This is a genomic window from Aeromonas sp. FDAARGOS 1417 (assembly GCF_019046985.1).
In the GTDB taxonomy this organism is placed as follows: domain Bacteria; phylum Pseudomonadota; class Gammaproteobacteria; order Enterobacterales; family Aeromonadaceae; genus Aeromonas; species Aeromonas veronii.
On the sequence record NZ_CP077221.1, the window covers coordinates 4,348,340 to 4,375,092 of the forward strand.

The 26,753-nt window shown below is 59.7% G+C and carries 20 protein-coding genes; 6 read left to right on the plus strand and 14 right to left on the minus strand.

Annotated features, from left to right (window positions below; genetic code table 11):
- Position 1: 1 nt before the first annotated feature.
- From exeE to I6L47_RS20310, 9 genes are all read right to left on the minus strand, one after another.
- Entirely contained in the window at positions 2–1,507 is a 1,506-nt protein-coding gene (gene exeE / locus I6L47_RS20270; RefSeq protein WP_040065841.1) for a GspE family T2SS ATPase variant ExeE, read from the minus strand.
- Positions 1,507–3,546, minus strand: a complete 2,040-nt coding sequence (gene exeD / locus I6L47_RS20275; RefSeq protein ID WP_216948207.1) for a GspD family T2SS secretin variant ExeD — start codon at positions 3,544–3,546, stop codon at positions 1,507–1,509. The genes exeE and exeD overlap by 1 nt, the downstream gene beginning before the upstream one ends.
- A gap of 21 nt (positions 3,547–3,567) precedes the next feature.
- Positions 3,568–4,407, minus strand: coding sequence for a GspC family type II secretion system variant ExeC (exeC, locus tag I6L47_RS20280; protein WP_302056606.1), 840 nt, complete (start codon positions 4,405–4,407; stop codon positions 3,568–3,570).
- A 221-nt stretch (positions 4,408–4,628) separates the two neighbouring features.
- Positions 4,629–5,324 carry a GspB family T2SS assembly factor variant ExeB gene (gene exeB, locus I6L47_RS20285; RefSeq protein ID WP_216948209.1) on the minus strand — a complete coding sequence of 232 codons (696 nt, stop codon included), beginning with the start codon at positions 5,322–5,324 and terminating at the stop codon, positions 4,629–4,631.
- Positions 5,324–6,892, minus strand: coding sequence for an ExeA family protein (locus tag I6L47_RS20290; protein ID WP_216948210.1), 1,569 nt, complete (start codon positions 6,890–6,892; stop codon positions 5,324–5,326). The genes exeB and I6L47_RS20290 overlap by 1 nt, the downstream gene beginning before the upstream one ends.
- Positions 6,893–7,219: 327 nt before the next feature.
- Positions 7,220–8,665, minus strand: coding sequence for an HD domain-containing phosphohydrolase (locus I6L47_RS20295; RefSeq protein WP_139472650.1), 1,446 nt, complete (start codon positions 8,663–8,665; stop codon positions 7,220–7,222).
- Positions 8,666–8,714: 49 nt separating this feature from the next.
- Positions 8,715–9,836, minus strand: a complete 1,122-nt coding sequence (locus I6L47_RS20300) for a beta-ketoacyl-ACP synthase III (protein WP_216948211.1) — start codon at positions 9,834–9,836, stop codon at positions 8,715–8,717.
- Positions 9,837–9,890: 54 nt separating this feature from the next.
- A complete protein-coding gene (locus I6L47_RS20305; RefSeq protein WP_216948212.1) occupies positions 9,891–11,054 on the minus strand; it encodes a VWA domain-containing protein in 1,164 nt (387 codons plus the stop codon).
- Between the two features lie 3 nt (positions 11,055–11,057).
- Positions 11,058–11,900, minus strand: a complete 843-nt coding sequence (locus I6L47_RS20310; RefSeq protein ID WP_216948213.1) for a MoxR family ATPase — start codon at positions 11,898–11,900, stop codon at positions 11,058–11,060.
- A gap of 159 nt (positions 11,901–12,059) precedes the next feature.
- On the opposite strand from I6L47_RS20310, the gene cysK reads away from it, so the two are divergent.
- The 4 genes from cysK (at position 12,060) to crr (ending at position 16,052) form a co-directional block, all read left to right on the plus strand.
- The gene (cysK, locus tag I6L47_RS20315) at positions 12,060–13,028 is read left to right on the plus strand and encodes a cysteine synthase A (protein ID WP_047440293.1); all 969 of its coding nucleotides are present in this window, start codon (positions 12,060–12,062) and stop codon (positions 13,026–13,028) included.
- Positions 13,029–13,468: 440 nt separating this feature from the next.
- A complete protein-coding gene (locus I6L47_RS20320; protein ID WP_005338266.1) occupies positions 13,469–13,726 on the plus strand; it encodes an HPr family phosphocarrier protein in 258 nt (85 codons plus the stop codon).
- Positions 13,727–13,772: 46 nt separating this feature from the next.
- Positions 13,773–15,500 (plus strand): phosphoenolpyruvate-protein phosphotransferase PtsI, encoded by a 1,728-nt coding sequence (gene ptsI / locus I6L47_RS20325; RefSeq protein ID WP_216948214.1) that lies wholly within the window; start codon positions 13,773–13,775, stop codon positions 15,498–15,500.
- Between the two features lie 42 nt (positions 15,501–15,542).
- Positions 15,543–16,052 carry a PTS glucose transporter subunit IIA gene (gene crr / locus I6L47_RS20330; protein ID WP_005338264.1) on the plus strand — a complete coding sequence of 170 codons (510 nt, stop codon included), beginning with the start codon at positions 15,543–15,545 and terminating at the stop codon, positions 16,050–16,052.
- A gap of 98 nt (positions 16,053–16,150) precedes the next feature.
- On the opposite strand, the gene I6L47_RS20335 is transcribed toward crr, so the two are convergent.
- The 5 genes from I6L47_RS20335 to pykF all read right to left on the minus strand — a co-directional run bounded on the left by I6L47_RS20335 (position 16,151) and on the right by pykF (position 25,214).
- The gene (locus tag I6L47_RS20335; RefSeq protein WP_139429278.1) at positions 16,151–17,083 is read right to left on the minus strand and encodes a GGDEF domain-containing protein; all 933 of its coding nucleotides are present in this window, start codon (positions 17,081–17,083) and stop codon (positions 16,151–16,153) included.
- A 339-nt stretch (positions 17,084–17,422) separates the two neighbouring features.
- Complete coding sequence (locus I6L47_RS20340) at positions 17,423–19,453, minus strand: M13 family metallopeptidase (protein WP_216948215.1); 2,031 nt, start codon at positions 19,451–19,453, stop codon at positions 17,423–17,425.
- A 54-nt stretch (positions 19,454–19,507) separates the two neighbouring features.
- Positions 19,508–19,912 (minus strand): hypothetical protein, encoded by a 405-nt coding sequence (locus I6L47_RS20345; RefSeq protein WP_042052664.1) that lies wholly within the window; start codon positions 19,910–19,912, stop codon positions 19,508–19,510.
- A gap of 409 nt (positions 19,913–20,321) precedes the next feature.
- Complete coding sequence (gene mscK, locus I6L47_RS20350) at positions 20,322–23,651, minus strand: mechanosensitive channel MscK (protein ID WP_005359039.1); 3,330 nt, start codon at positions 23,649–23,651, stop codon at positions 20,322–20,324.
- A gap of 150 nt (positions 23,652–23,801) precedes the next feature.
- The gene (pykF, locus tag I6L47_RS20355) at positions 23,802–25,214 is read right to left on the minus strand and encodes a pyruvate kinase PykF (RefSeq protein WP_031227651.1); all 1,413 of its coding nucleotides are present in this window, start codon (positions 25,212–25,214) and stop codon (positions 23,802–23,804) included.
- Positions 25,215–25,522: 308 nt separating this feature from the next.
- Here pykF and I6L47_RS20360 point away from each other — a divergent pair, with 308 nt between their 5' ends.
- Positions 25,523–25,765, plus strand: a complete 243-nt coding sequence (locus tag I6L47_RS20360; protein ID WP_216948216.1) for a hypothetical protein — start codon at positions 25,523–25,525, stop codon at positions 25,763–25,765.
- 165 nt (positions 25,766–25,930) lie between these two features.
- The gene (locus I6L47_RS20365) at positions 25,931–26,695 is read left to right on the plus strand and encodes a class III extradiol ring-cleavage dioxygenase (protein ID WP_047440603.1); all 765 of its coding nucleotides are present in this window, start codon (positions 25,931–25,933) and stop codon (positions 26,693–26,695) included.
- Positions 26,696–26,753 lie beyond the last annotated feature (58 nt).

Below are 26,753 nucleotides of genomic sequence, written 5' to 3' on the forward strand. Positions count from 1 at the left end.
CTCAATCTTCCCGGGTCACGCGCAGCACCTCTTCGAGGCTGGTTTGCCCCTTGAGGACCTTGTCGATGCCGTCACGGCGGATGCTGGGGGTGTGGCCGCGGATCAGCCGCTCGATGGCGAGCTCGCCGCTGGCACTGTGAATGGCTTCACGCACCGCTTCGTCGATCACCACCAGCTCGTGGATGCCGGTCCGGCCACGGTAGCCGGTGTGGTTGCACAGCTCGCACCCGACCGGACGCCACACCTGCTGATCGGGGGCCAGCTCGATGCCCATGGCGAGGCGCTCCTGCTCGGTGATGGGACGCGGGGCGCGGCAATCGGGGCAGAGGGTGCGCACCAGTCGCTGGGCCAGCACCGCCAGCAAGGACGAGGAGAGCAGGAAGGGCTCGATCCCCATGTCCCGCATCCGGGTGATGGCGCCGATGGCGGTGTTGGTGTGCAGGGTCGACATCACCAGGTGGCCGGTCAGCGACGCCTGCACCGCAATCTGGGCGGTTTCCAGATCTCGAATTTCCCCCACCATCACCACATCCGGATCCTGACGCAAGATGGCGCGCAGGCCGCGGGCGAAGGTCATGTCCACCTTGGTGTTGACCTGGGTCTGGCCCACCCCTTCGAGGTCATATTCGATAGGGTCTTCCACCGTCAGAATGTTGCGATCCCGCGAGTTGATTTCTGACAGCGCCGCATAGAGGGTGGTGGATTTACCGGAACCGGTCGGGCCGGTGACCAGAATAATGCCGTGGGGCTTGCGAATAAGCTCGCTGATGATGGTGCGGTTGGCCGCGGTCATCCCCAGCTGCTTGAGCTCGAGGCGCACGTTGTTCTTGTCGAGCAGACGCAGTACCACTCGCTCGCCGTAGCTGGACGGCATGGTGGAGACCCGCACGTCGACGGCGCGACCGCCGATACGCAACGAGATTCGGCCATCCTGTGGTACCCGCTTCTCGGCGATATCCATCCGCGACATCACCTTGATCCGCGAGACCAGCAGTGAGGCCAGCTTGCGATGGGGGCGCAGGATCTCCCGCAGCACCCCGTCGATGCGAAAACGAATGACCAGTGCCCGCTCGAAGGTCTCGATATGGATATCGGAAGCCTCCTCCTTGATCGCCTCGCTCAACATGGCGTTGATGAGGCGAATGATGGGAGCGTCGTCATCGGCATCCAGCAGATCTTCGCTCTGCGGCAGCTCTTCGGCCAAGGCGAAGAAGTCCATCTCGTTGCCGAGATCTTCCATCAGCTGGCGCGCTTCGGAGGAGTCGCGCTGGTAGTGGGCCATCAGCAGCTCTTCGAAGGCCTCGTTGTCGAGTTGCTCAACCGCGAAGCTGCAACCCGCGACCCGCCGCACCTCCAGCAGGGCCTGCGGGGTGACGCCAGGGCGGCACTGCAGCACGGGGGCGCCGTCCCGCTCAATCAGGATCACCCCGAAGTTGCGGGCAAAGACAAAGGGGAGCTCGGGCAGTGGCGCAGGCCCAGCGCTTCCATCCAGATGGTAGGCACTCATCAGGGCTTACTCTGCACAAACGGGGTGGTGGTCTCGACAGTGCTTTGCTGTCTGCTCCGCATCTCGTTGATCTGCTTCTGGATCTCTTTTTGCAGCTCGGGCGACACCATCACATCCTGGCCATAGGCAGGCAATACCTGACGGGCGGGGGAGGTGAGATACCCCTCCTGCGAGGCGGCATTGAGCTGCTCGGCGCGGAACAGGCTGTATTTGTTGCTGGAGACACCGGTATAGACGTCCGCATCACGCAAGATAGTTGGCCGGATAAAGACCATCAGGTTGCGCTTGGAGGTGGTGTTGGAGGTGGAGCGGAACAGATAGCCCAGCACCGGGATATCGCCAAGCAAGGGCACCTTGGAGACCTGCTCCTTGGTCTGTTCGTCCATCAAACCGCCCAGCACCACGGTTTCGCCGCTTTTGACCAGCACCGCATTCTTGACGGTACGGGTATCGAAGGTGGGGCCAAGGTTGGCAGTACCGGTCGCCTGGGTCTGGGCGACGCTGGAGACCTCCTGCTCGATATTGAGCAGCACCGAATCCCCCTCGTTGATCTGCGGGGTCACCACCAGCTTGGTGCCCACCGTCTTGCGCTCGATGGTGTTGAACACCTGATCGCTGGTGGTGGAGCTTTGCGAACCGCTCTGGACCGGGACCTCCTGACCGACGTTGAAAGAGGCTTCCTTGTTGTCCATGGTGACGATACTCGGGGTGGAGAGAATATCGTTCTTGGTATTGGAGGCCAGCGCCGTGGCCAGCATGGCCCAGTCGCCGTGATAGAAACCGGCGGCCATGCCGTTGAACTCTTTCAGCAGACCGGCAGCGGTGTCAGTCTTGCCATTCTGGTAATCCTTGCCCGCCGCAATGGCGCTGCCGAGGGGCAGACCGGAGTTGGTGAACTGGGTGCCACCGCCATTGGCATTGCCCCACTGGACGCCAAGGCTGAGGCCGTCGCCATCCTGCATCTCAACGATGATCGCCTCCACCAGCACCTGGGCGCGGCGGATATCGAGCTTGGCCACCACCTGCTCCAGTTCGGACATCACGTCCGGCTGGGCGGTGATGACCAGCGCATTGGTGGTCTCGTCGGCTGAGATGGCCAGCTTGCCACCGCCGATGCTGGCGCCACCTGTGGTTGCGCCGCCGCCCTTTTTGTCGGCCTCGATGCTGGAGCTGACCCCCTTGAGCACCTCGACCATGTCTTTGGCCTTGCCATATTTGAGGTAGAAGACCCGAGTGTTGCCCTGGCTCTGCAGGTCGCGGTCGAGCTGGCGCACCATCTGGATGATGCGGGCGCGCGCTTTCGGCTCACCACTCACCACCACAGAGTTGGTGCGCTCGTCGGCCACCACCTTGGGGGAGAGCAGCAGGGAGGCGGTGCCCCCCTGGGGGTTGCCATCCTTGTTGAGGTTGGTCACCAGCCGCACCATTTCACCTGCCGAGGCGAACTTGAGCTTGATGATGTCTACATCCTGATCGCCTGCGCGGTCGACCCGGTTCACCACCTCCACCAAGCGGTTGACCACGGCGGCGCGGCCGGTGATCAGCAGCACGTTGGAGGGCTCGTAGTGCACCACGTTGCCACCGCCGGCGTTGTCGTTGAGCTGGCGCAGCAGCGGCGCCAGTTCGCGGACTGAGACGTTGCGCACCGGCACTACCCGGGTCACCATCTCGTCGCCGGAGCCCGGGTTGCTGCCATCCACCACCGGAATGGCGGAGGTCTTGGCATCCCGCGAGCGCAGCACCTTGAGCACCCCGTTGTCCATCGGTACCACGGCAAAGCCGTAGACGTCGAGCACGCTCAGGAAGAACTGGTAGTACTGATCCTCATTGAGCAGGTCGTAGCTGCGTACGTTGATCTTGCCGCGCACCGAGGGCTCTATGATGATGGTTTTATTGAGGTTCTTGCCCACCGTATTGATGAACTCTTCAATCTCGGTGTTCTTGAAACTGGCAGAGTATTCGGTGGCCCAGGCTGAGCCCGCCATCATCAGTGCCGCTGCGATAGTGGCCAGACGCCAGCTTTTCCCTTTAGTGGTCATTATTGGTACGACTCCAAATCATTATTCTGACAAGCGCACAAAGATGTCGAACTGTTCGCCCTGTCGCTCGACGGTCACTGTCATTTCCGTGGCGCCAGCCATCTGCTGCATCGCCTGCATGGCTTGCATGTTGTCCCGTAAATCCAGCCCGTTGATGCTGATGGCCAGGTCATTAGCCTGCAGCCCGCTCTGGTTGAAAAACTCAGGATTGCTGCCCGGGTTGAGGCGATAGCCGGTCATGCGGCCATCCACCTGAACCGGTGAAATATTGAGGTAATCGGTGATCTTGCCCGGATCGGCCATCAGCTCGCTGCGCAGGGAGCCAAGGGGGGCGGCGTTGGTCTGCGGCAGCGGCTTGCCATACTCCTCGCCATCCAGCATCAGGGTCTCGTCGCGGCCATCGCGCTCGATGATCACCCGATCCGGATAGACCTGCCGGATCCGCGCCTGGGTGCCGTCAATCATGTCACCGACCCCGTAGGAGTTCTGGATGCCGGACATGGCGATGATGGCGATGGATTTGGCGGGATCCGAGCTCGCCAACACTCCGTTGAGCTGGGCATTGAGCTGGGTACGCGGCGCATTGGCGGCCACGGCGGCTTTGGCTTGCGCCTTGGGGATCGCCTTGCCAAACAGCGCCAGTCGGCTTACCTCGCCCAGTTCAAGGCGCGGGTTGCTCTGGCCGCTGACCGCCACGGCGGAGGGTTGCCACGGTTGGCTGGTTTGCGGGCTTGCCAGGGTGAGCAGACGCCAGGTGAGGGCTGCGCTCTGCTGGGCCAGCATGATCAGCAGCGCCAGAAAGGCCACCTGGGTGACTCTGGTCATGGGAAGCCGCCGGCACTGGGCCAGCAGTATGGTCAAGATGTCATCCCTGAATCGTAGCGTCATATTAATCAACAAATTCCAGGCTCTGGGGCGGCTGCGTATTGTGTACGGCGGAGTGCTGTGACACAACGGGTCCGGGCGCGCCAAACCGTAAAAATGGATATTTCATCACACCGTAAACCTTTGAATGCTCACAAAAGTGGCACTCAGGTGAGGTGCATCCTGCTTGCCAGCGAACATCAGGGTACGGTGCGTACTCATCCTCGCCAATCCTGCAGCGCCTTGAGGGTCACGCTCTGTCCGGCGACCTGCAGCACTATGTATTGCTGGTCGATGGTGGCGAGCACGACTCCCGGGGCGATTTCGCTCCCTTCCCGGTATTCCCGGCCATTGAGCACCACGGCCCGCTTGGCGGGGTTGGAGGAGAACACATGAGAGCCGTAGCTCAATTGCGGCACCTGCTGGCGCACCGACTGGGGGGCCGAGCCCAGCGCCATCAACTGGGCCGGTTGCACGTTGTTCTGGCCGGTGGCGTGTGGCGTCTCCTGCAATGGCGTTTCATTGAGGGCTTTCATCAGCTGCTCGGCCAGACTCAGCGCGGGGGTATTCCCCTGACTGGTCCCCTCGTTTTTGGCCACTGCTCTGGGTTGGGCCACCGGCTCCGGCAGGGGCGGGGGCAGCGGACGAGTCACCATCGCCTTGGGTTCGACCCGCACGAAGGGCGGGGTGATCACCTCTTTCACCTCCACCTTCTCCTCGATGGGGCGCAGGTGGATCAGATGCCAGCCATAGTTGGCGCCCGCCCCCAGCAACAGGGCAAGGGGAGCCAGCAGCCAGCCGATGCGGCGTGGGCTGCGCTCCTCTTCCCGAGGCATGGGCAAGCCCATGGCCGGAATATGGGCGGAGAGTTGCGGTTGCTGCGCACGGTGCAGCGCCTTGAGCAGGGTAGACATCAGGAGGCCTCCTCCAGTCTGGGCATGGGTTCACCGGAGAGGGCGTTGAGACGCAGCAGGGTGTTGCTGCCCGCGATGCCATCAGGGGTGAGCCCCTGATCCCGCTGGAACTGCTGCAGCTTGTTCTTGAGCTCGCCATCGAAACGGCGCACCTTGCGCTCGGGTTGTTGCAGCGCACGGCTGAGGGCGTTGTCGAGCCACTGGATCTGGGTCTGACCGGCATTGCTGGCGATCAGGCTGACGCCCCCTTTCGGCATGCGCCAGAGCAGGGTGTAGCTGCCGCCCCAGTTGTCGCTGAGCCACTGGCGATCCACCTGCCAGCTCTGGTCGCCGATCATCAGGCTGGCCTTGTTCGGCCCCAGATTGACCAGGGTCGCATAGTAGAGGCCGCCAGTCTGGTCAGTGAGCGTGATCATGGCGGGATACTGCAGGGCGCGCAGCTCGTCGAGGCTTGCCTCTCCCTCCTGACAGCGCAGACCGGCACGGGGCGCGTTGTCACAGGTTGCGTCGAACGGTTCCGGTTCATAACCCCAGACCCGATAGAGATTCTGCATGGCGCTGTCGGGGTCGATGGCCTGATTGATCGCCTCGGTCAGCTGCTCCTGCTGCTCGGCGGTCTCGTCGATGGTGACCGGCACCTCGACCTTGACTACCGGACGGGTGGGGAACACGCCGAAAAATTGCCAACCCCACCAGCCTGCGGCCACCAGCAGGGCGCCAGCCAGCGTCACCATCAGACCGGAGGCCCAGCTTCCTTCGTCCCGAACGCCATTGACCTCGAAGGCGGCCTGGCTGATATCGCTGTGGACAATCTTGTAGCTGCCACGGGCGAAAGCGGCGATCAGGGCGCGGTCGCAGATGAGGTTGATGAAACGGGGGATGCCGCCACTCAGACGATGGAGCGTCTTGATGGCGCGCGGGGTAAAGATGGGTTGTACGCAGCCTGCAACTTGCAGCCGGAAGCGGACGTAGGCATCCACATCGCTGTGAGAGAGCGGCAGCAGGTGATAGCGGGCGGTAATGCGCTGGGCCAGCTGACGCAGCAGGGGTTGGCGCAGCATCTGTTGCAGCTCGGGCTGACCGATCAGCACCACTTGCAGCAGTTTTCGTTCGTCGGTTTCGAGGTTGGTGAGCAGACGCAGCTGCTCCAGTACGCCGGGTAGCAGGTGCTGCGCCTCATCCACCAGTACCACGCTGCGCTTGCCTGCCGCCAGGTTGGCCAGCAGGTGATCGCGAATAAGGTCGAACAGCCGCTTGATCCCGGCATCTTCGGGATAGGGGAGTTGAAACTCGTCGCAGATGGCGGCCAGCAGATCCCGTTCGGTCAGAGAGGGATTGAGGATATAGGCGATCTCGGTCTCGGCGGGCAGCTGTTGCAGCAGGCAGCGGGAGACGGTGGTTTTGCCGGTGCCCACTTCGCCGGTCAGCAGCACAAAGCCGCCGCCATCCTGCAATCCATAGTTGAGATGAGCAAGGGCTTCGCCGTGGCGCTCGCTCATATAGAGGTACTTGGGATTGGGCGAGATGGAAAACGGGTGTTCCGAGAGGCCGAAGAACTGTGTGTACATGAGGGTATTCTTTTGTAGCCGGCGACAGATGAAAAATGTCTCCGGATGATAGCAAACCTCGCTTTCATTGGAAGCCATCATTGGCGCCGAAGGGCAAATTGCGGCCTTTTCCTGCCATCTTGTGATCCCGGTTGCGTCATTGGCACGAATCCGGATCACAAAATGACAAAAAACAGCTGTAAATAAAGGGAAATATCAATATAGGCGCGGCCTGGCAAATACCGTCAGCATGGCGCTGAACCGGCAATGGCCGGACCTGTTTGTGTACAATTTATGACGCCGGTTGCCCTGTCAGCCATCAGGGCAAGCTGGTCGGGATGTACTTGCTCAGTGGTGATCCTGAAACTGCGCGGCAATCTCCCTGAACTGCGCCTCACAGGCGAGAAACGCCGCGACGATGCCGGGATCAAAATGGCTGCCGCTCCCCTTCACGATGATCTCCTTCGCTTCCTCATGGCTGAAAGCAGGTTTGTAGACCCGTTTCGAGATGAGGGCATCGTAGACATCCGCTACCGCCATCAAACGCCCGGAGAGGGGAATGTCCTCACCCGCCAGCCCAGCCGGATAGCCGCTGCCATCCCACTTTTCGTGGTGGGTGAGGGAGATCTCCCGGGCCAGCCGCAAGAAGGAGTTGGAGCCTAGCTGCGCCTCGGCACTCGCCAGCGCATCGGCGCCGATCTGCGGGTGGCGCTTCATGATGGCGAACTCCTCGTCGGTCAGCTTGCCCGGTTTGAGCAGGATGGCATCGGGAATGCCCACCTTGCCCACATCGTGCAGCGGGGCCGACTTGAACAGCAGATCGATGGTGGCGTCATCGAGCGGATAGCGATCCCAATCACTGCGACTGAGGTATTGCGCCAGCGCCTTCACATAATGCTGGGTGCGGATGATATGGGCGCCGGTCTCGTTGTCCCTGGTCTCCGCCAGCGAGGCGAGGCCAAGGATGGCCACGTCACGGGTCAGGTTGAGCTCGTCGCTGCGGGATTTCAGCTCACCGATCATCTGATTGGTGCTGGCGGCGATAAGGCCAAACTCGTCATCCCGGGTGACCGGCACCCGGGCGTCGAAGTCACCACACTGTACTCTGGCCATGGTGCTGGTCTGCTGGCGCAGGGATAGGCCGAGATTGCGACCATAACCGTGAATAATGAGGGCGAGATAACAGAAGGTCACCGTCATTACGAAGGCGATCTCCCACAGGATGTAGTGCTGGGCATCGACCCTCGGCAGGCTGCGCTCCACCGTCACCAGCCACTCCAGATCCTTGTTGAACAGCAAGAAGAAGACGCCTCCCAGCAGGGTGAGGGTCGCCAGAGTAAAGAGGGTGAACTTGCGTGGCAGCGGCATGGCCAGCGGGTGGCTTAGTGCCAGGCTCTGCTCGGCTTGCCGTGCTCTGGCCCGATGCAAGTCTCGCTCCAGAGTCAGGTCGGCCGCTACCAGAAAGCCGAGGGTGGTCATCCCCAGCAGCACCTTGAGGTGACTCTCCAGCGGGAAGTTGTGGGCCAGGGCGTTGTAGCTCGAGAGCAGCAGTGCCCCCAGCAGGTAGAAACCCACCTCCAGTCCAAACCCATCCAGCCCGTTGCGCGGCAGGGGCCGCCTTGAGAGCAGCCAATTGCGTACGGCGAACATGATGGCGAACGTCACCAGGGTCGGCCCCAGCAACTGGGGCAGGGTGAGACTCTCGAGAAACGGGCAAACCTGCCAGCCATAGAGACAAAATAGTGACAGGGTTACCCCGTAGTGCAGGGCGCAGCGCCCCGTGATCCTCTGCATATTCCCACCCATGTTGCTGGTTATTGTTATGTCGGCGGGAGGCCCGCCATTACAGGCGCCGCAGCAGCAGGCTACCGATGGAGTAGCCAGCACCAAAGGAGCACAGTACGCCGCGAGCACCCGCAGGAAGGTCGCGATTGTACAGATGAAACGCGATGATGGAACCCGCCGAGCTGGTATTACCATAGCTATCAAGAATGACCGGCGCCTCCTGCTGGCTGGCATCGTGACCGAGCAGCTTGCGGCCGATGAACTGGTTCATGGTGAGGTTGGCCTGATGGAGCCAGAGCCGGTTCAGGCTCTCGGCAGGCCAGCCCTGCTCATCGAGCTGGTTGGCTATCTGGTCGCACACCAGCGGCAACACCTCCTTGAACACCTTGCGCCCCTGCTGGCGAAACAGCTTGTCGTCGCCGTAGCGTGTGCGCGGGCTCAGCCGGTTCAGAAAGCCGAAGTTGTTGCGGATGTTGTTGGAGTATTGGGTCACCAGCTTGCTGGCCACCAGTTGCCACGGATTGGCCATCTTGCAATCGGCCTCCCGCTCCAGCAGCACAGCGGTGCAGGCATCGCCGAAGATAAAGTGACTGTCTCTGTCCCGGAAATTGAGGTGCCCCGAGCAGATCTCCGGATTGACTACCAGTGCCAGTTTGGCGGTGCCTGCCGCCAGCATGTCGGCGGCTGTCTTGATGCCGAAGGTGGCAGACGAGCAGGCCACGTTCATATCAAAGGCCATGCCGCTCGCCCCCAGATAGTGCTGCAGCTCGATGGCCAGAGCCGGGTAGGGGCGCGGCATGTTGGAGGCTGCCACGATCACCAGATCGATCTCGCCGGGCTCGCGGCCGGCGGCGATCAGTGCCTGCTCGGCGGCGGCCACCGCCATCTCCACCATGATGGAGGGCATCTCATCGGGCCGCTCCGCCAGCAGCGGCTGCATGATGTCGGGGTTGAGTACCCCTTCGCGGCTCACCAGATAACGGCTCTTGATGCCGGAGGCCTTCTCGATGAACTCGCAGCTGGAGTGCTGCTTGGCAGGGAGCTGGCCGGCGTCGATGGCGGAGGCGTTCTCCTCGTTATAGAGATCCACATACTGGTTGAAGGCGGCCACCAGCTCTTCATTGCTGACGGCAAAGGGTGGGGTATAGAGGCCTGAGCCACTGATCACGATAGAGGTCATCTTTGCTCCTCGCCGGGTGCGTTCCCGGCTTGTCGGTTTATAGGGTAGAGAGGGTTACAGCTGGTCGATCGCCGCAGCGAGACCCGCCAGGGTCAGCGGATGCATCCGTCCGCCAACCACGTCATTCATCAGTTTGATGGAGGGATGCCAGAGCCACTCCCGCCGTGGGGTGGGATTGATCCACACCAGTTTGGGAAAGTGCTGCTGCAAGCGGGTAAGCCACACCTGACCCGACTCCTCGTTCCACTGCTCGACGCTGCCGCCTGGCCAGGTGATCTCGTAGGGGCCCATGGTGGCATCCCCCACCAGGATCACCCGGTAGTCGCTGCCGTAGGTGCGCAGCAGCCGCAGGGTATCGAACCGCTCCTCAAAGCGGCGGGCGTTATCCTTCCAGACGAAGTCGTAGAGGCAGTTGTGAAAATAGAAGTACTCCAGATGCTTGAACTCGTGGCGCAACGCAGAGAAGAGACGCTGCACCTCGGCCACGTGGGCATCCATGGAGCCTCCCACATCGAAGAAAACCAACAGCTTCACCCCGTTGTGGCGCTCGGGCCGCAGCTTCACATCGAGCCAGCCCTGGCGGGCTGAACTTTTTATGGTGTCGTCGAGATCCAGCTCGTCGGGATTGCCTTTGCGCACCCAGCGTCTGAGCTTGCGCAGCGCGAGCTGAATGGCGCGCTGGCCGAGCGGCGAGTCATCGCTGAAGTTGCGATAGTGACGGGCCTCCCACACCTTGGCCGCCTTGCCATGCTGCCCCTCTCCACCCATGCGAACGCCCTCGGGGTGAAAACCGCCATGGCCAAACGGGCTGCTGCCACCGGTTCCCACCCACTTGTTGCCACCGGCGTGGCGCTCTTTCTGCTCGCGTAATCGCTGGTTAAGGGTCTCCAGCAGCTTGTCAAGTCCGCCGAGGGATTTGAGTAACGCCTTCTCCTCTGGGCTCAACAGCCGTTCGAACTCCTTGCGCAGCCACTCCTCGGGAAGGTTTTCCGGCAGCAGGGGGATGGCTTCCAGCCCCTCGTAGTATTCGGCGAAGGCGCGATCGAAGCGATCGTAGTGGGCCTCGTCTTTTACCAGCAGGCAGCGGGAGAGCTGGTAGAACTCGTCCATATCGACAGCGACCAGTCGGGCCGCCAGTGCGGCGTGCAAGTCCAGCAGCTCGCGCAGGCTGCAGGGGAGCTTGTGGCGGCGCAGGTGGGTAAAAAAGTCGATCAGCATGGGTCAGCTGCCGCGTCGGGCCAAAAAGGCGAGCTTCTCGAAGAGATGCAGATCCTGCTCGGTCTTGAGCAGGGCGCCATATAGCGCGGGCACCAGCTTGCCGGGCTCGCGGGCGCGCATCGCCTCGGGGGCGATATCGTCGGCCAAGAGCAGGCGGATCCAGTCCAGCAGCTCCGAGGTGGAGGGCTTCTTGCGCAGCCCCTCTACCTCGCGCAGCTCGAAGAAGAGCTCCATCGCCTCGCCAAGCAGACTCTCCTTGAGGTCGGGGTAGTGGAGTTTGACGATGGCCTGCATCTCGGCCTTGTCGGGGAAGCGGATGTAGTGGAAGAAACAGCGGCGCAGGAAGGCATCCGGCAGCTCTTTCTCGTTGTTGGAGGTGATGATGACCACCGGCCGCTGGCGCGCCTTGACTCGCTCGCCGGTCTCGTAGACGTCGAACTCCATCCGATCCAGCTCCAGCAGCAGATCGTTGGGGAATTCGATGTCGGCCTTGTCGATCTCGTCGATCAGCAGCACCGGTCGCTGCTCGGCGCTGAAGGCCTGCCACAGTTTGCCCTGACGAATGTAGTGGCTGATATCGGCCACTCTGGGGTCGCCGAGCTGGGAGTCGCGCAGCCGGGCCACCGCATCATATTCGTACAGTCCCTGCTGGGCTTTGGTGGTGGACTTGATATGCCAGGCAATGAGATCGGTGCCGAGATGGTCGGCGACCGCTTCGGCCAGCACCGTCTTGCCGGTGCCGGGTTCACCTTTTATGAGCAGCGGTTTTTCGAGGGTGATGGCGGCATTGACCGCCATCCTCAATGCATCGGAGGTGAGATAATCGCTGCTTCCTGAAAATCCCATAACGTCGGTTCCTTTGACGATTGGCGCCCGGAGTCAGGGGCCAGAGAGAATAAGCTCTATATGTTGTAATACCATATGGTTATAACGAATAGTCACTTCTCATTCAGAAACCACAGGGTAATCTTGTTTCATCGTCGTAACAAACACAGGGATAGCACCATGAGCAAAATTTTTGAGGACAACAGCCAGACTATCGGTCACACCCCGCTGGTTCGTCTCAACCGTGTTACCAAAGGCCGCGTGCTGGCCAAGATCGAGAGCCGTAACCCCAGCTTCAGCGTCAAGTGCCGGATCGGTGCCAACCTGATCTGGGATGCCGAGAAGCGCGGCATCCTGACCAAGGGTAAGGAGATCATCGAGCCTACCAGCGGCAACACGGGTATTGCTCTGGCTTTTGTCGCGGCAGCTCGCGGCTATCCCATTACCCTGACCATGCCCGCCACCATGAGCCTGGAGCGCCGCAAGCTGCTCAAGGCGCTCGGTGCCAATCTGGTGCTGACCGAAGGGCCCCTCGGCATGAAGGGGGCCATTGCCAAGGCCAACGAGATCCTCGAATCCGAGCCGGGCAAGTATGTGTTGCTGCAACAGTTTGAAAACCCGGCCAACCCGGAGATCCACGAAAAGACCACCGGCCCCGAGATTTGGGATGCCACTGACGGCGAAGTGGATGTGTTCGTGGCCGGAGTAGGTACCGGCGGCACCATTACCGGTGTCTCCCGCTACCTGAAGAAGACCCAGGGCAAGGCGGTGGTCTCTGTCGCGGTCGAACCGGCCGAGTCGCCTGTCATCAGCCAGAAGCTGGCCGGGGAAGAGATCAAACCGGGCCCCCACAAGATCCAGGGGATCGGCGCCGGCTTTATCCCGGGCAACCTGGACCTCTCCCTCATCGACCGGGTGGAGAAGGTGACCAGCGATGAAGCCATCGAGATGGCTCGCCGCCTGATGGAGGAGGAGGGGATCCTGGCCGGTATCAGCTCCGGTGCTGCGGTGGTGGCTGCCAGCCGTCTGGCCGAGCTGCCGGAATTTGCGGGAAAAACCATAGTGGTCATCCTGCCGAGTGCGGCGGAGCGTTACCTCTCCAGCGCCCTGTTTGCCGGGGTGTTCAGCGAGCAGGAACTGCAGCAGTAACTGATCGGAATCTTTCAAAACAGCGGCGCTCCCAGGAGCGCCGCTTCTTTATGGGCTAGACTCAACCCCTGTTAGTGTCACTTGATCCTTATTTTTTGGGGTAAAATAACAAGTTCCGGAGTGAGAAAAAAAGCAGACATTCCGCTCTAAATCTCATATCCTGTGCGGCGTCACGCGGTGTTTGCTGGCTGGGTATCACAAAGTAACAAAGTGTTATTTTTCGTTATAAAATAATTTCAGGCCAGTCCTGATGCGGCTTGTAGCCCAATAACTGAAAATTGCCAACCAGCACGCCGATTACTGCACAGAAACTTGACCTGGATTAAACCATTGCGGGTCTGCTTTCGTTACTTTACAACATATCCATACTGACACGGTGGGTCAGGTTGCTTCAAAAACGACCAATCCACCAAAAAATATCAATAATATGGGGTGAAACCATGTACGAGAAGTCTGTTGTTATTACTGCTGAAAACGGCCTGCACACCCGTCCGGCAGCTCAGTTCGTGAAAGAAGCCAAAGAATTCCAAAGCGAGATCACTGTGGTCTCCGGTGGCAAGTCCGCCAGCGCCAAGAGCCTGTTCAAGCTGCAGACCCTGGGCCTGACCAAGGGTACCAACGTAACTATCCAGGCTGATGGCCCGGATGCTCAGCAAGCTGTTGAGAAGCTGGTTGCCCTGATGGACGAGCTGGAGTAATCCAGCTTTAGATTCCTCCCCCACAGTCGTTTTAATAGGAAGGATTATGATATCTGGCATTCTTGCGTCCCCCGGTATCGCATTCGGTAAGGCGCTTCTTCTTAAAGAAGATGAAATCGTTATCAATCAGGGCAAAATCTCTGCTGACCAGATTGATGCCGAGATCAACCGTTTCCTCGAAGCTCGTACCAAGTCAGCTACCCAGCTGGAAGCCATCAAAGAGATGGCCGGTCGCACCTTCGGTGAGGAAAAAGAGGCCATCTTCGAAGGCCACATCATGCTGCTCGAAGATGAGGAGCTGGAAGGGGATATCAAATCCTTCATCAAAGAGAACAAGGCTTCCGCTGACAAAGCCATCTATGAGGTGATCGAACAGTACGCCAAGATGATGGCCGAGCTGGATGACCCTTATCTGCGCGAACGCGCTACCGACTTCCGTGACATCGGTACCCGTCTGGTCAAGAACGTACTGGGCATCGCCGTTGTCAACCTGAGCACCATCGACGAAGAGGTGATCCTGGTCGCCAAAGACCTGACCCCGTCTGAAACCGCTCAGATCAACCTGAAATATGTGCTGGGTTTCGTTACCGACATCGGTGGCCGTACCTCTCACACCTCCATCATGGCCCGCTCCCTGGAGCTGCCGGCCGTGGTAGGCACCAACGACATCACCGAGCAAGTCAAGAACGGTGACATGCTGGTGCTGGATGCGATCAACAACCAGATCATCATCAATCCGACCGCTGAACAGCTGACCGAAGCCAAGAAGTTCCAGGCTCAGTTCCAGGCCGAGAAAGATGAACTGGCCAAGCTGAAAGATCTGCCCGCCATCACGCTGGATGGTCACCAGGTCGAAGTGTGCGCCAACATCGGTACCGTCAAGGATACCGAAGGTGCCATCCGCAATGGCGCCGAAGGCGTGGGTCTGTACCGTACCGAGTTCCTGTTCATGGACCGTGACGCGCTGCCGACCGAAGAAGAGCAGTTCAAAGCCTACAAAGAAGTGGCCGAAGCGATGCCGGATCAGCCGATCATCGTGCGTACCATGGACATTGGCGGCGACAAAGAGCTGCCGTACATGAATTTCCCGAAAGAGATGAACCCCTTCCTGGGCTGGCGTGCCGTGCGTATTTTCTTCGACCGCGAAGACATTATGCACGCTCAGCTGCGGGCCATTCTGCGCGCCTCTGCCTTCGGCAAACTGCGCATCATGTTCCCGATGATCATCTCTGTCGAAGAGTTCCGTAGCCTGAAAGCTACCGTAGAGACGCTGAAAGCCGAACTGCGTGCCGAAGGCAAAGCCTTTGATGAATCCATCGAAGTGGGTATCATGATCGAGACCCCGGCCGCTGCCGTGATGGCTCATCATCTGGCCAAGGAAGTGGATTTCTTCAGTATCGGTACCAACGACCTGACCCAGTACACCCTGGCTGTCGATCGTGGTAACGAGATGATCTCCGCCATGTACAACCCGCTGTCACCCTCCGTCCTGACCCTGATCAAGATGGTTATCGATGCGTCCCACGCCGAAGGCAAGTGGACCGGTATGTGTGGTGAACTGGCTGGTGACGAGCGCGCTACCCTGCTGCTGCTGGGTATGGGTCTGGATGAGTTCTCCATGAGCGCCATCTCTGTACCGCGTATCAAGAAGCTTATCCGCAACACCAACTTCGAAGATGTGAAGGCAATGGCTGATCAAGCACTGAGCTTTGCCACCGCCGCTGAAATCGAAGCATGCGTAGATAACTTTATTAAGCAGAAAGCAGTCTGCTAAGATCGGCTGCAAACAGCGACAAATCATCTCTAGGAGCTTTATATGGGTCTGTTTGATAAACTGAAGAAACTGGTTTCCGACGATAGCTCTGACACCGGCGGCATCGAAATCTTTGCTCCGCTGTCTGGCGAGATCGTGCCGATCGAAGATGTGCCTGACGTTGTCTTCGCCGAGAAGATCGTTGGTGACGGTATCGCCATCAAGCCGGCTGGCAACAAGATGGTTGCTCCGTGCGATGGTACCATCGGCAAGATTTTCGAGACCAACCACGCGTTCTCTCTGGAATCCGACTCTGGTATCGAGCTGTTCGTTCACTTCGGTATCGACACCGTTGAACTGAAAGGCGAAGGCTTCAAGCGTATCGCCCAGGAAGGTCAACAGGTCAAGCGCGGCGACACCATCATCGAGTTCGATCTGGCCGTTCTGGAAGCGAAAGCCAAGTCTACCCTGACTCCGGTTGTCATCTCCAACATGGACGAGATCAAAGAGCTGATCAAAATGACTGGTGCCGTGACTGTGGGCGAGACCCCGGTTATCCGTATCAAGAAGTAATGCCCGGCTGGCTCACGCCAGTTGCGCAGTAAAAAACCGAAGCCTTGTGCTTCGGTTTTTTTATGGCCGCGAGTCGGCTTTCCGTTCTGGTTACCACTCTATTCCGTTGAGATGACAACCCGGTTACGGCCCTGATCCTTGGCCTGATAAAGGGCCCGGTCTGCCATCATCAGCAGATAGTCGATGCTCTCCTGCCCCTTCATGCTGGCACACCCCAGACTGATGGTGAGGGAGAGCTGCTTCCCCTGCCATGGCAAGCGGGTGGTACTGACATGCTGGCGCAGCTGTTCGGCGCGCCGTGCTGCCTGTTCAATATCGCAACCAGGCAGGATCAGCAGAAACTCCTCTCCGCCCCAACGGGCCAGACTCTCCCCCGGCAACAGCTGGCTCGCCATGGCGTGGGCGACGGCGCAGAGCGCGGCATCGCCAGCAGGGTGGCCGTAGCGGTCATTGACCTGTTTGAAATGGTCGATATCTCCCAACACCACCGAGAGGGGCTCACCTTGCAACCAAAGGGCCTGCAGCTGTTGCTGGGCGCCACGCCGGTTGGTCAGTTCGGTGAGCGGATCGGTGCAGGAGAGGCGGCTCACCTCTTCCACCATGCACTGCAGGTCGTGGATATCGCGAAAGGTGACGATATGGCCATCCGGGATGGCATCGGCACCCAGCTGGGCAGTGACGATAAACCAGCGCGACTGACCGCTCTTGCAGCGGATCAGCGCAGGCATTTCGGCGACCTCCAGCCCTTGCGACAAGCTCTGTTCCACCTGGGAGTGCCAGGAGTCGATGATGGTGCGGCGATACCCTTCATCCGGGTAGGCGACCTGAAACCAGGAAGCCATGTCCGGCAGATCGTCAAGGTTGTAGCCCAGCTGCTCAATAAAGGCTTTATTCAGGAAGCGGTGGCGCCGCTGCGGGATCATGTCGGGTGAGCAGCCATCGTGACGGGCAATGGATTCGGACACCAGAATAGGCAGCGGGATCACATCGAAGGAGCGAAACAGGATCTGTTGCAGTTCTCGGTCATTCATAGGAAAAGCAGCTCCACGATGCATCTTTTACATGCTTTACCATAGGTCAGACCTGTTTGGTGGTAAACCGATTTATAGCGGTTCCGCCGCCGGTTTTTCAGCCAATGGCAAAGGCGAGAAAATGGCAGAGTTGTGTGCCGTGACCGTATCGGGTGAAAGCAGGGCAGGCTGAGGAGAAGCAGCGGGGCAAAAGGGTCAAAAAAACCCACATGGTCAGGCACATGTGGGTCGGGAAAAACCAGACAGGGTAAAACAGACACTCCCTGTGTCGGTCATCTTCAGCTCAGGTGGAGGTGCTCCATCTGCTGGAGCTTTTCGGGCCAGGGCCCCTGCTGGTGGTCACCAAATCTTCACACGCTCGGAAGGTGGCAGATAGAGCTTGTCTCCCGGCTTGATAGCAAAGGCACTATAGAAGGCCGGCATATTAGCGACGACGCCGTTGACCCGGTACTCCAGCGGCGAGTGGGGATCTGTCTTGAGCAGAACGGCAGCGAGCTCGGGCCGGTACTTCCCTTTCCACACCTGCGCCCAGCCGATAAAGAAACGCTGATCGGCAGTGAAGCCATCGAGCACCGCTGGCTGGCGGCTGCCCAGGGCGAGCCGGTACGCCTTGTGGGCGATGGTCAGGCCGCCGAGATCGCCGATGTTCTCGCCAAGGGTCAGCTGGCCATTGACATGCTCCCCCTTGATGGGCTCGAAACGGTCGTACTGTTTCGCCAGTTTTTGCGCTCTGGCGGTGAACTCCTTGAGGTCTGCCGGAGCCCACCAGTTGTGCAAGGCACCGTTGCCATCGAATTTGGCCCCCTGATCGTCGAAACCATGGCTCAGCTCGTGACCGATGACCGCGCCGATGGCGCCATAGTTGACCGCATCATCCGCCTTCAGATCGAAGTAGGGCGGTTGAAGTATGGCTGCCGGGAAGACGATCTCGTTGTTGTTCGGGTTGTAGTAGGCATTCACCGTCTGCGGATTGTCGAACCACTCCTCCCGATCCACCGGTTGATGGAGGCGGGCAAGGTGCTCGTTGTAACGCACCGTGGCCGCGCGCTGGGCATTGCCGACCAGATCATCGGGACGGATCTCGATTGCGCTGTAATCCTGCCACTGGTCGGGATAGCCGATCTTGACCCGAACCTTCTCCAGTTTCGCCAGCGCCTGCTGTTGGGTCGGGGCAGACATCCAGTCGAGCCCACCGATCTCCTGGCGATAGGCGGCGATCAGATTGCGTACCATGGTCGCCATCTGTGCCTTGGCTTCGGCCGGGAAGTAGCGCTCCACGTAGAGTTTGCCCACCGCCTGACCCAGATAGTCGTCCAGCACCTCCATGGCCTGCTTCCAGGGCTCCCGCTGACGGGGGATGCCGCTCAGGGTCGTGCCGTAGAAAGCGAAGTGCAGGGCATTGCTCTGGCTGTCGAGATAGGGCGCATAAGTGCGTAGCAGATGGAACAGGCAGTAGGATTGCCACTGCGCGATGCTGGTCTCCTGCATCACGGCGGTCAGCTTCTCCAGATAGTCCGGCTCACTGACGATGATCTCCGTTTCCCCGGCGATACCGGCCTCTGCCAGGTAGCGTTGCCAATCCAGGGTGGGCAGCAACTGACCGAGGCGGGCGATGGGCAGTTTGTTGTAGGTGAGGTTGTCATCCCGCAGCTTGACTCTGTCCCACTGCAGGCTGGCGAGGCGGGTCTCCAGCGCCAGAATGTGATGAGCCTGTTCGCTTGCCCCCTCAACGCCGGCATGGTTGAGCAGGGCGCGAATGAACTGCTCGTAGCTGGCCCGCAGTGCCTTGCTGGCGGCATCTTCTTTCAGGTAGTAGTCCCGATCCGGCAGACCGAGACCGGATTGCTGCAGGTAGATCCCGTAGCTGTCAGGCTGCTTCTTGTCGGCCATGAACCCGATACCAAAGGGAGCGCCGCCCCCCAGCTTGTTAACACGGGCAAAGTAGGTGGCCAGCGAGGCGCCATCATGGATGGCCATGATCTCGTCGCGCAGTGGCTGAATGGGGGTCAGCCCTTTGGCATCCCGTCCGGCCTGATCCAGATAGCTGGCGTAGAGGTCGGCGATCTGCTGGTGAGGGGTTCCGGCTTGTTGCGGGCGTTTGAGCAGCTCCTCCAGCAACACCTTGCGATCCTCCAGCGACTTGTCCGCCAACAGATTGCCGATGGTCTGCCCCGGCATGTCATCCGGTATTTGGGTCTGGGCCAGCCAGTTGCCGTTGACGTGGCGAAACAGATCGTCCGCCGCGCGCACGCTGTTATCCATGCTGGCCAGATCCACCCCGGAGTGGCCGCTGGCGGCACCGGCGCATGGGGCTAGGCCAAGCAGGGCCAGCGCAATGAGGCTGGCGATCATGCTGCGTTGCTGTTTCATCGTGTGTGTCCTGTATGGAGCGTCGGTGGTGAATTGGCTGTAACCGGTGGTCAATCAGCTGCGAACGACCGAGAGGAAACGACCGTCGTGATTGAAGGTGCAGGTAAAGTCGACCGCATCATCGTCGGTCTCGTACTGGCCATAGACCTTGTATCTGTGGCCGCTCTCTTCTGCCGACTCGGTGGTGATATCGCGGGGGGAGACATGGAATTTGCTGGCTGCTTCCCCCGAGCAGTAACGGGGCATCTTGCTGGTGGCCATATGCTGGTCATCGCTATCGTCATGCTGGCCATCATGCTCGTGTTTGTTATCGCTGTGCTTTTTCCCGGCGTAATAGCCAGCGGCGCCGATGGCACCCAGCGCAGCTGCACCTATCAGGACTTTCTTGGTATCCATATTCTGGCAGCCGCTCAATGCCAGACAGGCGGCCAACCCCATTACCATCAAGGAGTGTTTCATCTCTCGGATCCTTTCAATTATCAAATGAGCAAGTCGATGTCAGCCGGGTGGTGGTCACAGGGCCCGGCGCTGGAATGGCGCCACTTTGCAATGGTCAGGATGAAGAGGACACTCAAATAAAATTAAAAAAAGTTATAAAAGTCCGGGAGCCCGAGCGAGCGCGGTATGGGGTAAGCGGTGAGGGGAGAAGAGCATAGGTTTGATCCACGCAGTCAGTTTCTTGGTGACTTAAGTTATTGTTTTTATGCTTTTATTTCTCTTTATATTTTATCAAGTGCGATGGCCGCACTGTTGCGTGGCTTTCACTGATGCTGGCAATGGATAACTGTCTCTATCGCCATAGACAGGGCATAAAAAAGCCGCTCATCTGGGTGAGCGGCTGTTGCTATCAGATCAGTGCAGTTCGCTATCAGGCTGGCTGCTTGCCATCTTCCGCGGGTGGCGGCAGAGCGGCGGAGTTGGACTCCACCTTCTGCTCTTCGCCCTGCATGTTCTTGATGTAGACATCCATCTGGTTGAAGGCGATCTCGATACCGTTCTCGCGGAACAGCTGGTCGATCTTGCGGTTCAACTCGTCCACCGCCGGGTTGCGATCCCCCAGTTCGCTCACGAAGAAGCGCAGCTCGTGATCCAGGGTGCTGGCGCCAAAGGTGAGGAAGTAGACGATGGGAGCCGGGTCTTTCAGTACCCGACTGTTTTCGTCGGCCGCCTGTTTGAGCAGGGTGCGGGTCAGTTCCAGATCCGAGCCATACGCCACGCCCACTCGCACGATCACCCGGGTGACGGTGTCACTCAGCGACCAGTTGATAAGCCGTTCTGTCATCAGCTGCTGGTTGGGGATGATCACCTCTTTGCGGTCGAAGTCGGTCAGGGTGGTGGCGCGAATGCGGATCCGCGAGACGGTACCGGAGAAGGAGCCGATGGTGACGGTGTCACCGATCCGCACCGGACGCTCGAACAGGATGATGATGCCGGAGACGAAGTTGGAGAGGATCTCCTTCATGCCGAAACCGATACCGACTGACAGACCACCCGCTACCCACTGCAGCTTGTCCCACTGCACGCCCATCATGGAGAGAGCGGTGAGGGAGCCAAAGCCGATCAGCACGTAGTTGAGCATGGTGGTGATGGCGTAGGCGGTTCCCTGAGCCAGGTTGAGCTTGGAGAGCACCAGCACCTCCAGCAAGCCTGGCAGGTTGCGCGCCAGTGACCAGGCACCGCCGAGCAGCAGGAAGCCGATCAGCACGTCACTCAGGCTGATGGGGAACAGCACGGCGTTGGCGCCGGTGCCTTCACTGCGGTGCCACAGCACCATGCTGTCGAGGTAAGAGAATACCGCCACCAGATCGGACCAGAGCCAGTAGAAGGCGACGCCAAAGATCAGCATCAGCACGGTACGGGTCAGACGCAGGGACTGCTGGCTGACATCCTCCAGATCCATGGGCTGCTCTTCAATGGACTCGCCACCTTCCGCATCTTCCGAAGATTTGTGCTCACGCTTGGCCACCGCACGGCGGTAGGCCAGACGACGGGCAGCCAGCTCCAGACCACGCAGGGCGGTGCGGTAGACCAGGCTCCAGATGATGATGAGGTAGAAGGATTCGATCAGGCGACCGGTCAGCTTCAGTGCGGTGTAGTAGTAACCGAGCACGGCCAGCACGATCAGTGCCACCGGCGCCAGCGCCAGGGCAATGGCGATCAGCGACTTCTGCATGCTCGCCTCGCCCTTGATGCGGGCGCGGGAGATGGGGAACACCAGATAGGCGGCCAGCCCCAGCAGGGTCAGGGTCATGGCCTGGCCGATCACGTCGTTGCCCAGGGTGGAGGGTTCAACCACCGCCTTGGTTGCGAGCATGATGAGCGGCAGCAGTGGCAACCAGATGTAGCGCATGCTGTTGCGCTTGGCCTGCAGCTCCGCTTTCGGGATCCGGAAGTGGGTTTCGGCGATGCCGCCCGGGCGCATCACCGCCAGATAGACGCTGAACACCAGATAACCGAGGGCGAGGTTCAGGGTGATCTGGAACATCAGCTTGGGACTGAGCAGACCGCAGTAGGTGAGCAGCAGACCGCCAGCCAGAATGAACATGCTGCCCGGCAGGCGTTGCAGCACGGTATAGAGCAGGGCGCGTGGGGTGTGCCACTGGCTGTCCTGACGGAAACGGCCAAGGTCCTTGGTGATCTTCTTCTCGCGCTCAACCAGTGCCGGACGTTTCCAGACCAGCAGGCCGCCGATCAGCAGCAGCGGGAAGGCGAGCAGGGAGATCCCCAGCAGCTCTTCGCGCCAGCGTTTCCAGTCCGGTTTCAATACCCAGTCGGAGGCCTGTTTGTAGGCCTGGGCGGGCCAGCTGATAAACCACTTGCTGTCGATAGGCTTGTTGCTGCTTACCCAGAAGATGTGTTGCTGCAGGGTAAATTCGATAGAGGCATAGACCCGCGCCAGCTGCTGCTGGGTCAGCTGCAGGCTGATGGCGTTGGTGAGCTGGCTGTCGAGTTGGCGGTTGAGCTGATCGAGCAGATTGATACGGGTGTCGAGCAGCTTGGCAAGGCTCTCCTTGTCCTCCTCGCTCACCGGATCCTTGCTGCCGGCGATCAGATTGTCCAGATAGAGGTTCTTCTGGAACAGCTGGTCACGCTGCTGGCTCAGTTCAAACTGGGCCAGATGGAGATCGGCGATCTGCTCTTCCAGGTTTTTGACGGCGATGGTGGGCGCCGCTTCCAGCTGCTGGTAGAGCTGATAGAGGATGCGTGACAGCAGCAGATTGCCCTTGAGCATCTGCACCTGTTCATTGAGGTTGCGCTCGGTCTGGATGCCGCGCTCCAGCCAGCTCTTGGCTTGCAGGTTTTTTTGTACCAGCGAGTTGAGGCTGGTAGTGGCACCGATCAGCTGCTGGCTGAGCTGGTGATTGAGCTCCTGCTCTTTTTGCACCAGCGGGCTGTCTTCGGTCGCCACCAGTTCACCGGTCTGCTCGGCGGTTTTTTCGGTGTCGCCGAGGCGCTTGGCGCTGCTCTGATCCTGCAACAGCTGCAGTTTCTGCTCTTCGCTGGCGAGACGGGCACTCTGGTAGTCGCGCTGCTTGATCGCCAGATCCTGCATGCTGGTACGGTTATCCAGCTCCTTTTGCAGGTGGGCCAGTTGCAGGTCGAGCAGGGCCAGCTCGGCACCGAGCTTCATCTTCTCGGCGCTGGAGACGCTTTCACCGGCGTTGAGGCGGGTACGGATCTCCTGACTGCGCTGGTAGGCGCGGCTCATGCTGGCCTGGGCCCGCTCCGGCAGGGTCTGCAAGCTGGTGAGCTGGCTGCCGATGGCGCCGAGGGCCTCCTGGGCCGCCTGCATGTTGGCCAGCACTTCCGGCTGACGGCTGTCGAGCTCTGCCAGACTCATGCTGGCGTATTCGCTCTTGATCTGCTCGGCACTCTTGCCCTTGGTCAGGGCATCGAGCTTGGCGCTGATCTCTCTGAGCTCGGTGGGCAGGTTGCGGATCCGCTGGGCCTGGGTCTTGGCCTTCGCCTCTTCCTTGTCGATGCTGTCGAGCAGTCCGAGGGTTTCGGTCAGCAACTTCTGATCCGCTTGCTGACTGACGGTCAGGGTCTCTGATTTACCCAGACCATCCAGCGCTCGCTGAACTGCGTTGCGAGAGGGGACATCTTGCGCCATGGCTTGCGGCACGCAGAGGCTGGCGAGGAGACAGAGCAGCGGCAACAGGGTGGCCGAGACTCTTTTAAAACGTATTGAGGGCATATAACTTCCGGGTTATTACGCGATATTCGGGAGATTTCCCGCATAGATTAAATTCGCGTGGATTCTAACACCGGGCTTGTCAGGTAAGCAGGGGGGAGGGACAAAAAAAACGGCGCCCGCAGGCGCCGTTTTCAACTCGTTCAGCTCTGATTAAAGAACGTGAACAGAAGCGGTGTTGGTTGTGCCGCTCGGTACCAGAGCACCGGAGACCATCACAACCACGTCACCTTTCAGACCCATGCCGATTTCCAGCGCGGCTTCTTTACCGATGCGATAGAAATCGTCGGTAGAGGCGATGCTGTCAACCACGTGAGCAACCACACCCTTGGTCAGAACCAGCTGGGCAGCAGTTTTCTTGTTGGTGGTGATAGCCAGGATCCAGGCTTTCGGGAAGTACTTGCGAATGGCCTTGGCAGACTTGCCGCCTTCGGTAGCGACCACGATCAGCGGGGCGTCCAGCTTCTCGGAGGTCTCTACGGCGCCTTTACATACGGCTTCGGTGATGCGCAGCTTGTTGCTGTCGTTGGCAGCAGACAGGTTGGACGGCATCACGGCATCGGTACGCTCGCAGATGGTGGCCATGATGGTCACGGCTTCCAGCGGGTACTTACCCTTGGCGGATTCACCGGACAGCATGACTGCGTCGGTACCGTCCAGGATGGCGTTGGCCACGTCACCAGCTTCGGCGCGGGTCGGACGCGGGTTCTTGATCATGGAGTCCAGCATCTGGGTGGCAGTGATAACCACTTTGCGGGCTTTGTTGCACTTGGCGATGATCATCTTCTGGGCGAAGATAACTTCTTCAACCGGGATCTCTACACCCATGTCGCCACGAGCAACCATGATGCCGTCGGAAACAGCCAGGATCTCGTCGAAGTTGTCCAGACCTTCCTGGTTTTCAATCTTGGAGATGATCTGGATGTTCTCGCCACCGTGGGCTTTCAGGTGCTCACGGATTTCCAGAACGTCTTCTTTCTTGCGGATGAAAGAAGCAGCAACGAAATCAACGCCTTGCTCGCAACCGAAGATCAGGTCGCGCTTGTCTTTCTCGGCCAGGGCCGGCAGCTTGATGGAGACGCCCGGCAGGTTAACGCCTTTGTTCTCGCCCAGGTCACCGTTGTTCAGCACTTTACAGATAACTTCGCGCTCGGTGATTTCGATAACGTCCAGACCGATCAGGCCGTCATCAACCAGGATGCGGTTGCCGACGCGCAGATCGTTGGCGAAACCTGCATAGGTCACGGCCACTTTGTCTTTGTTGCCAACCACGGTCTGGTCGGTGGTGAAGGTGAAAGTCTGGCCAGCGACCAGCGCGACGTCGTTGCCGCCTTCCAGCTTCATGGTACGGATTTCCGGACCCTTGGTGTCCAGCAGGATAGCTGCGTGCTTGCCGGTCTCGGCCATTACAGCGCGAAGGTTGCTGATGCGGCTGCCGTGCTCGGCGTAGTCACCGTGGGAGAAGTTCAGGCGCATGACGTTCATGCCGGCGTCCAGCATTTTGGCCAGCATTTCTTTGGATTCGGTCTTCGGACCGATGGTGCAGACAATTTTGGTCTTTTTCATGTCAATCTTCATGGTTAAGGAATTTCCGCCGAGCAATATACACCAGTTTTTGGAATCTTTTTATGATCCAGAAACAACGTTTTGACCAGATAACGTTTTCTTTTCAGGGATAACGTTTTCCTGTGAGTCACATTTTAGAGCATACGGCCACAGGTTCGGGCTGAAGGGATACAAATGTTGCCATCTGTGGTTGTTTGGCCGGGTTGAGGTTCAGATGTTGTAAAATGACCACCCGTCCGCTGTCACCGTCTTGTCACCGGCTTGCGCAAAAATGTTAGTTCATTGGCGCACGGGTGAAGGAGGTCGGGATGAAAAACAGCCATGAAACCGGATGGGCTCTGCTCTTGCTGGGCGCCGCCCTGCTGCTGGTTCAGACACTGCCAGCCCGCTACTGGCCTGATAATACCGGTCTGCTGGCGATCTTCTCCCATCCGGTGAAAGGGGAGGTGGCCGCCGAGGGATTGGCGTGGCGAGAGTGGCAGGATCACAGTGCCGCGACCCGGATGGCGCTTCGTGCAGCCCGACCGCAGCCGGAAGCGCCGCAGCCTTGATATCTATTGCTGCTTACCTGTCGTGAAAGCGTGAATTATCAACCATTAGTTGATAGTTCTTATCTATCTTGCTGGATTGTCCACCTTTCATGGCGGGGGGATAATCAATTCCAACAGCGATATCCCCTCCGGTATCGCCCCAGATACTTTGTTGGAGTCCGCTTTATGTCCCTCGCCCCCGTCTGGTTTATCTCTCACGGCGCACCGGATCTGGTGCTGCGTGAGCAACCCGCCACCCGCTTTCTGCGAACCCTGCGTCTGGGTGAGCTCAAGGGGCTGGTGGTCATCTCCGCCCACTGGTTCAGCCGCGAGCTGCAGATCAACGTCGAGCCCAAACCGGCCTTGATGTACGACTTTTACGGCTTTCCCGAGCCCCTCTACCGGATGCGCTGGCCTGCCAGCAGCCCCGAGTTGCTGCAACAAGGGGTGAGCGACCAGCTGGCACTGGCCGGACTGACCGCCACCCCGGTGCGGCGCGAGCTGGATCACGGGGTCTGGTCGCCGCTCTCCCTGATCGACCCAAACAGCGAGATCCCGCTGGTGCAGATCTCCATTCCCGCGAGCTTCACCCCGGCCCAATTGTGGCAGTTGGGAGAGGTATTGGGGGCGCTGCGCAGTCAGGGGATTGGCATCCTCGCCTCTGGCGCCATCACCCACAACCTGCGGGCGCTGGCACCGGAAGGCTCGCCAGTGCCGGAGTGGGCCAGCCAGTTTGTCGACTGGCTGGAGCAGAAGATGGCCGATGAGGATCGTCTGGCGCTGCTCGACTATCGCCGGCAGGCCCCCGGAGCGGTGGAGTCCCATCCCCACGATGACCACCTGCGCCCGCTCTTTGTGGCGTTGGGGGCGGCCGATGGTGTGGCGCCCACCCGGCTGCACGAAAGCTGGGATGGTGGCAGCCTCTATATGGGCGCCTACCGCTTCGGCTGATAGCCTCTCAACAAGACCCCGCCAATTGGCGGGGTCTTGTTATTTCCGGCGTAGTGAT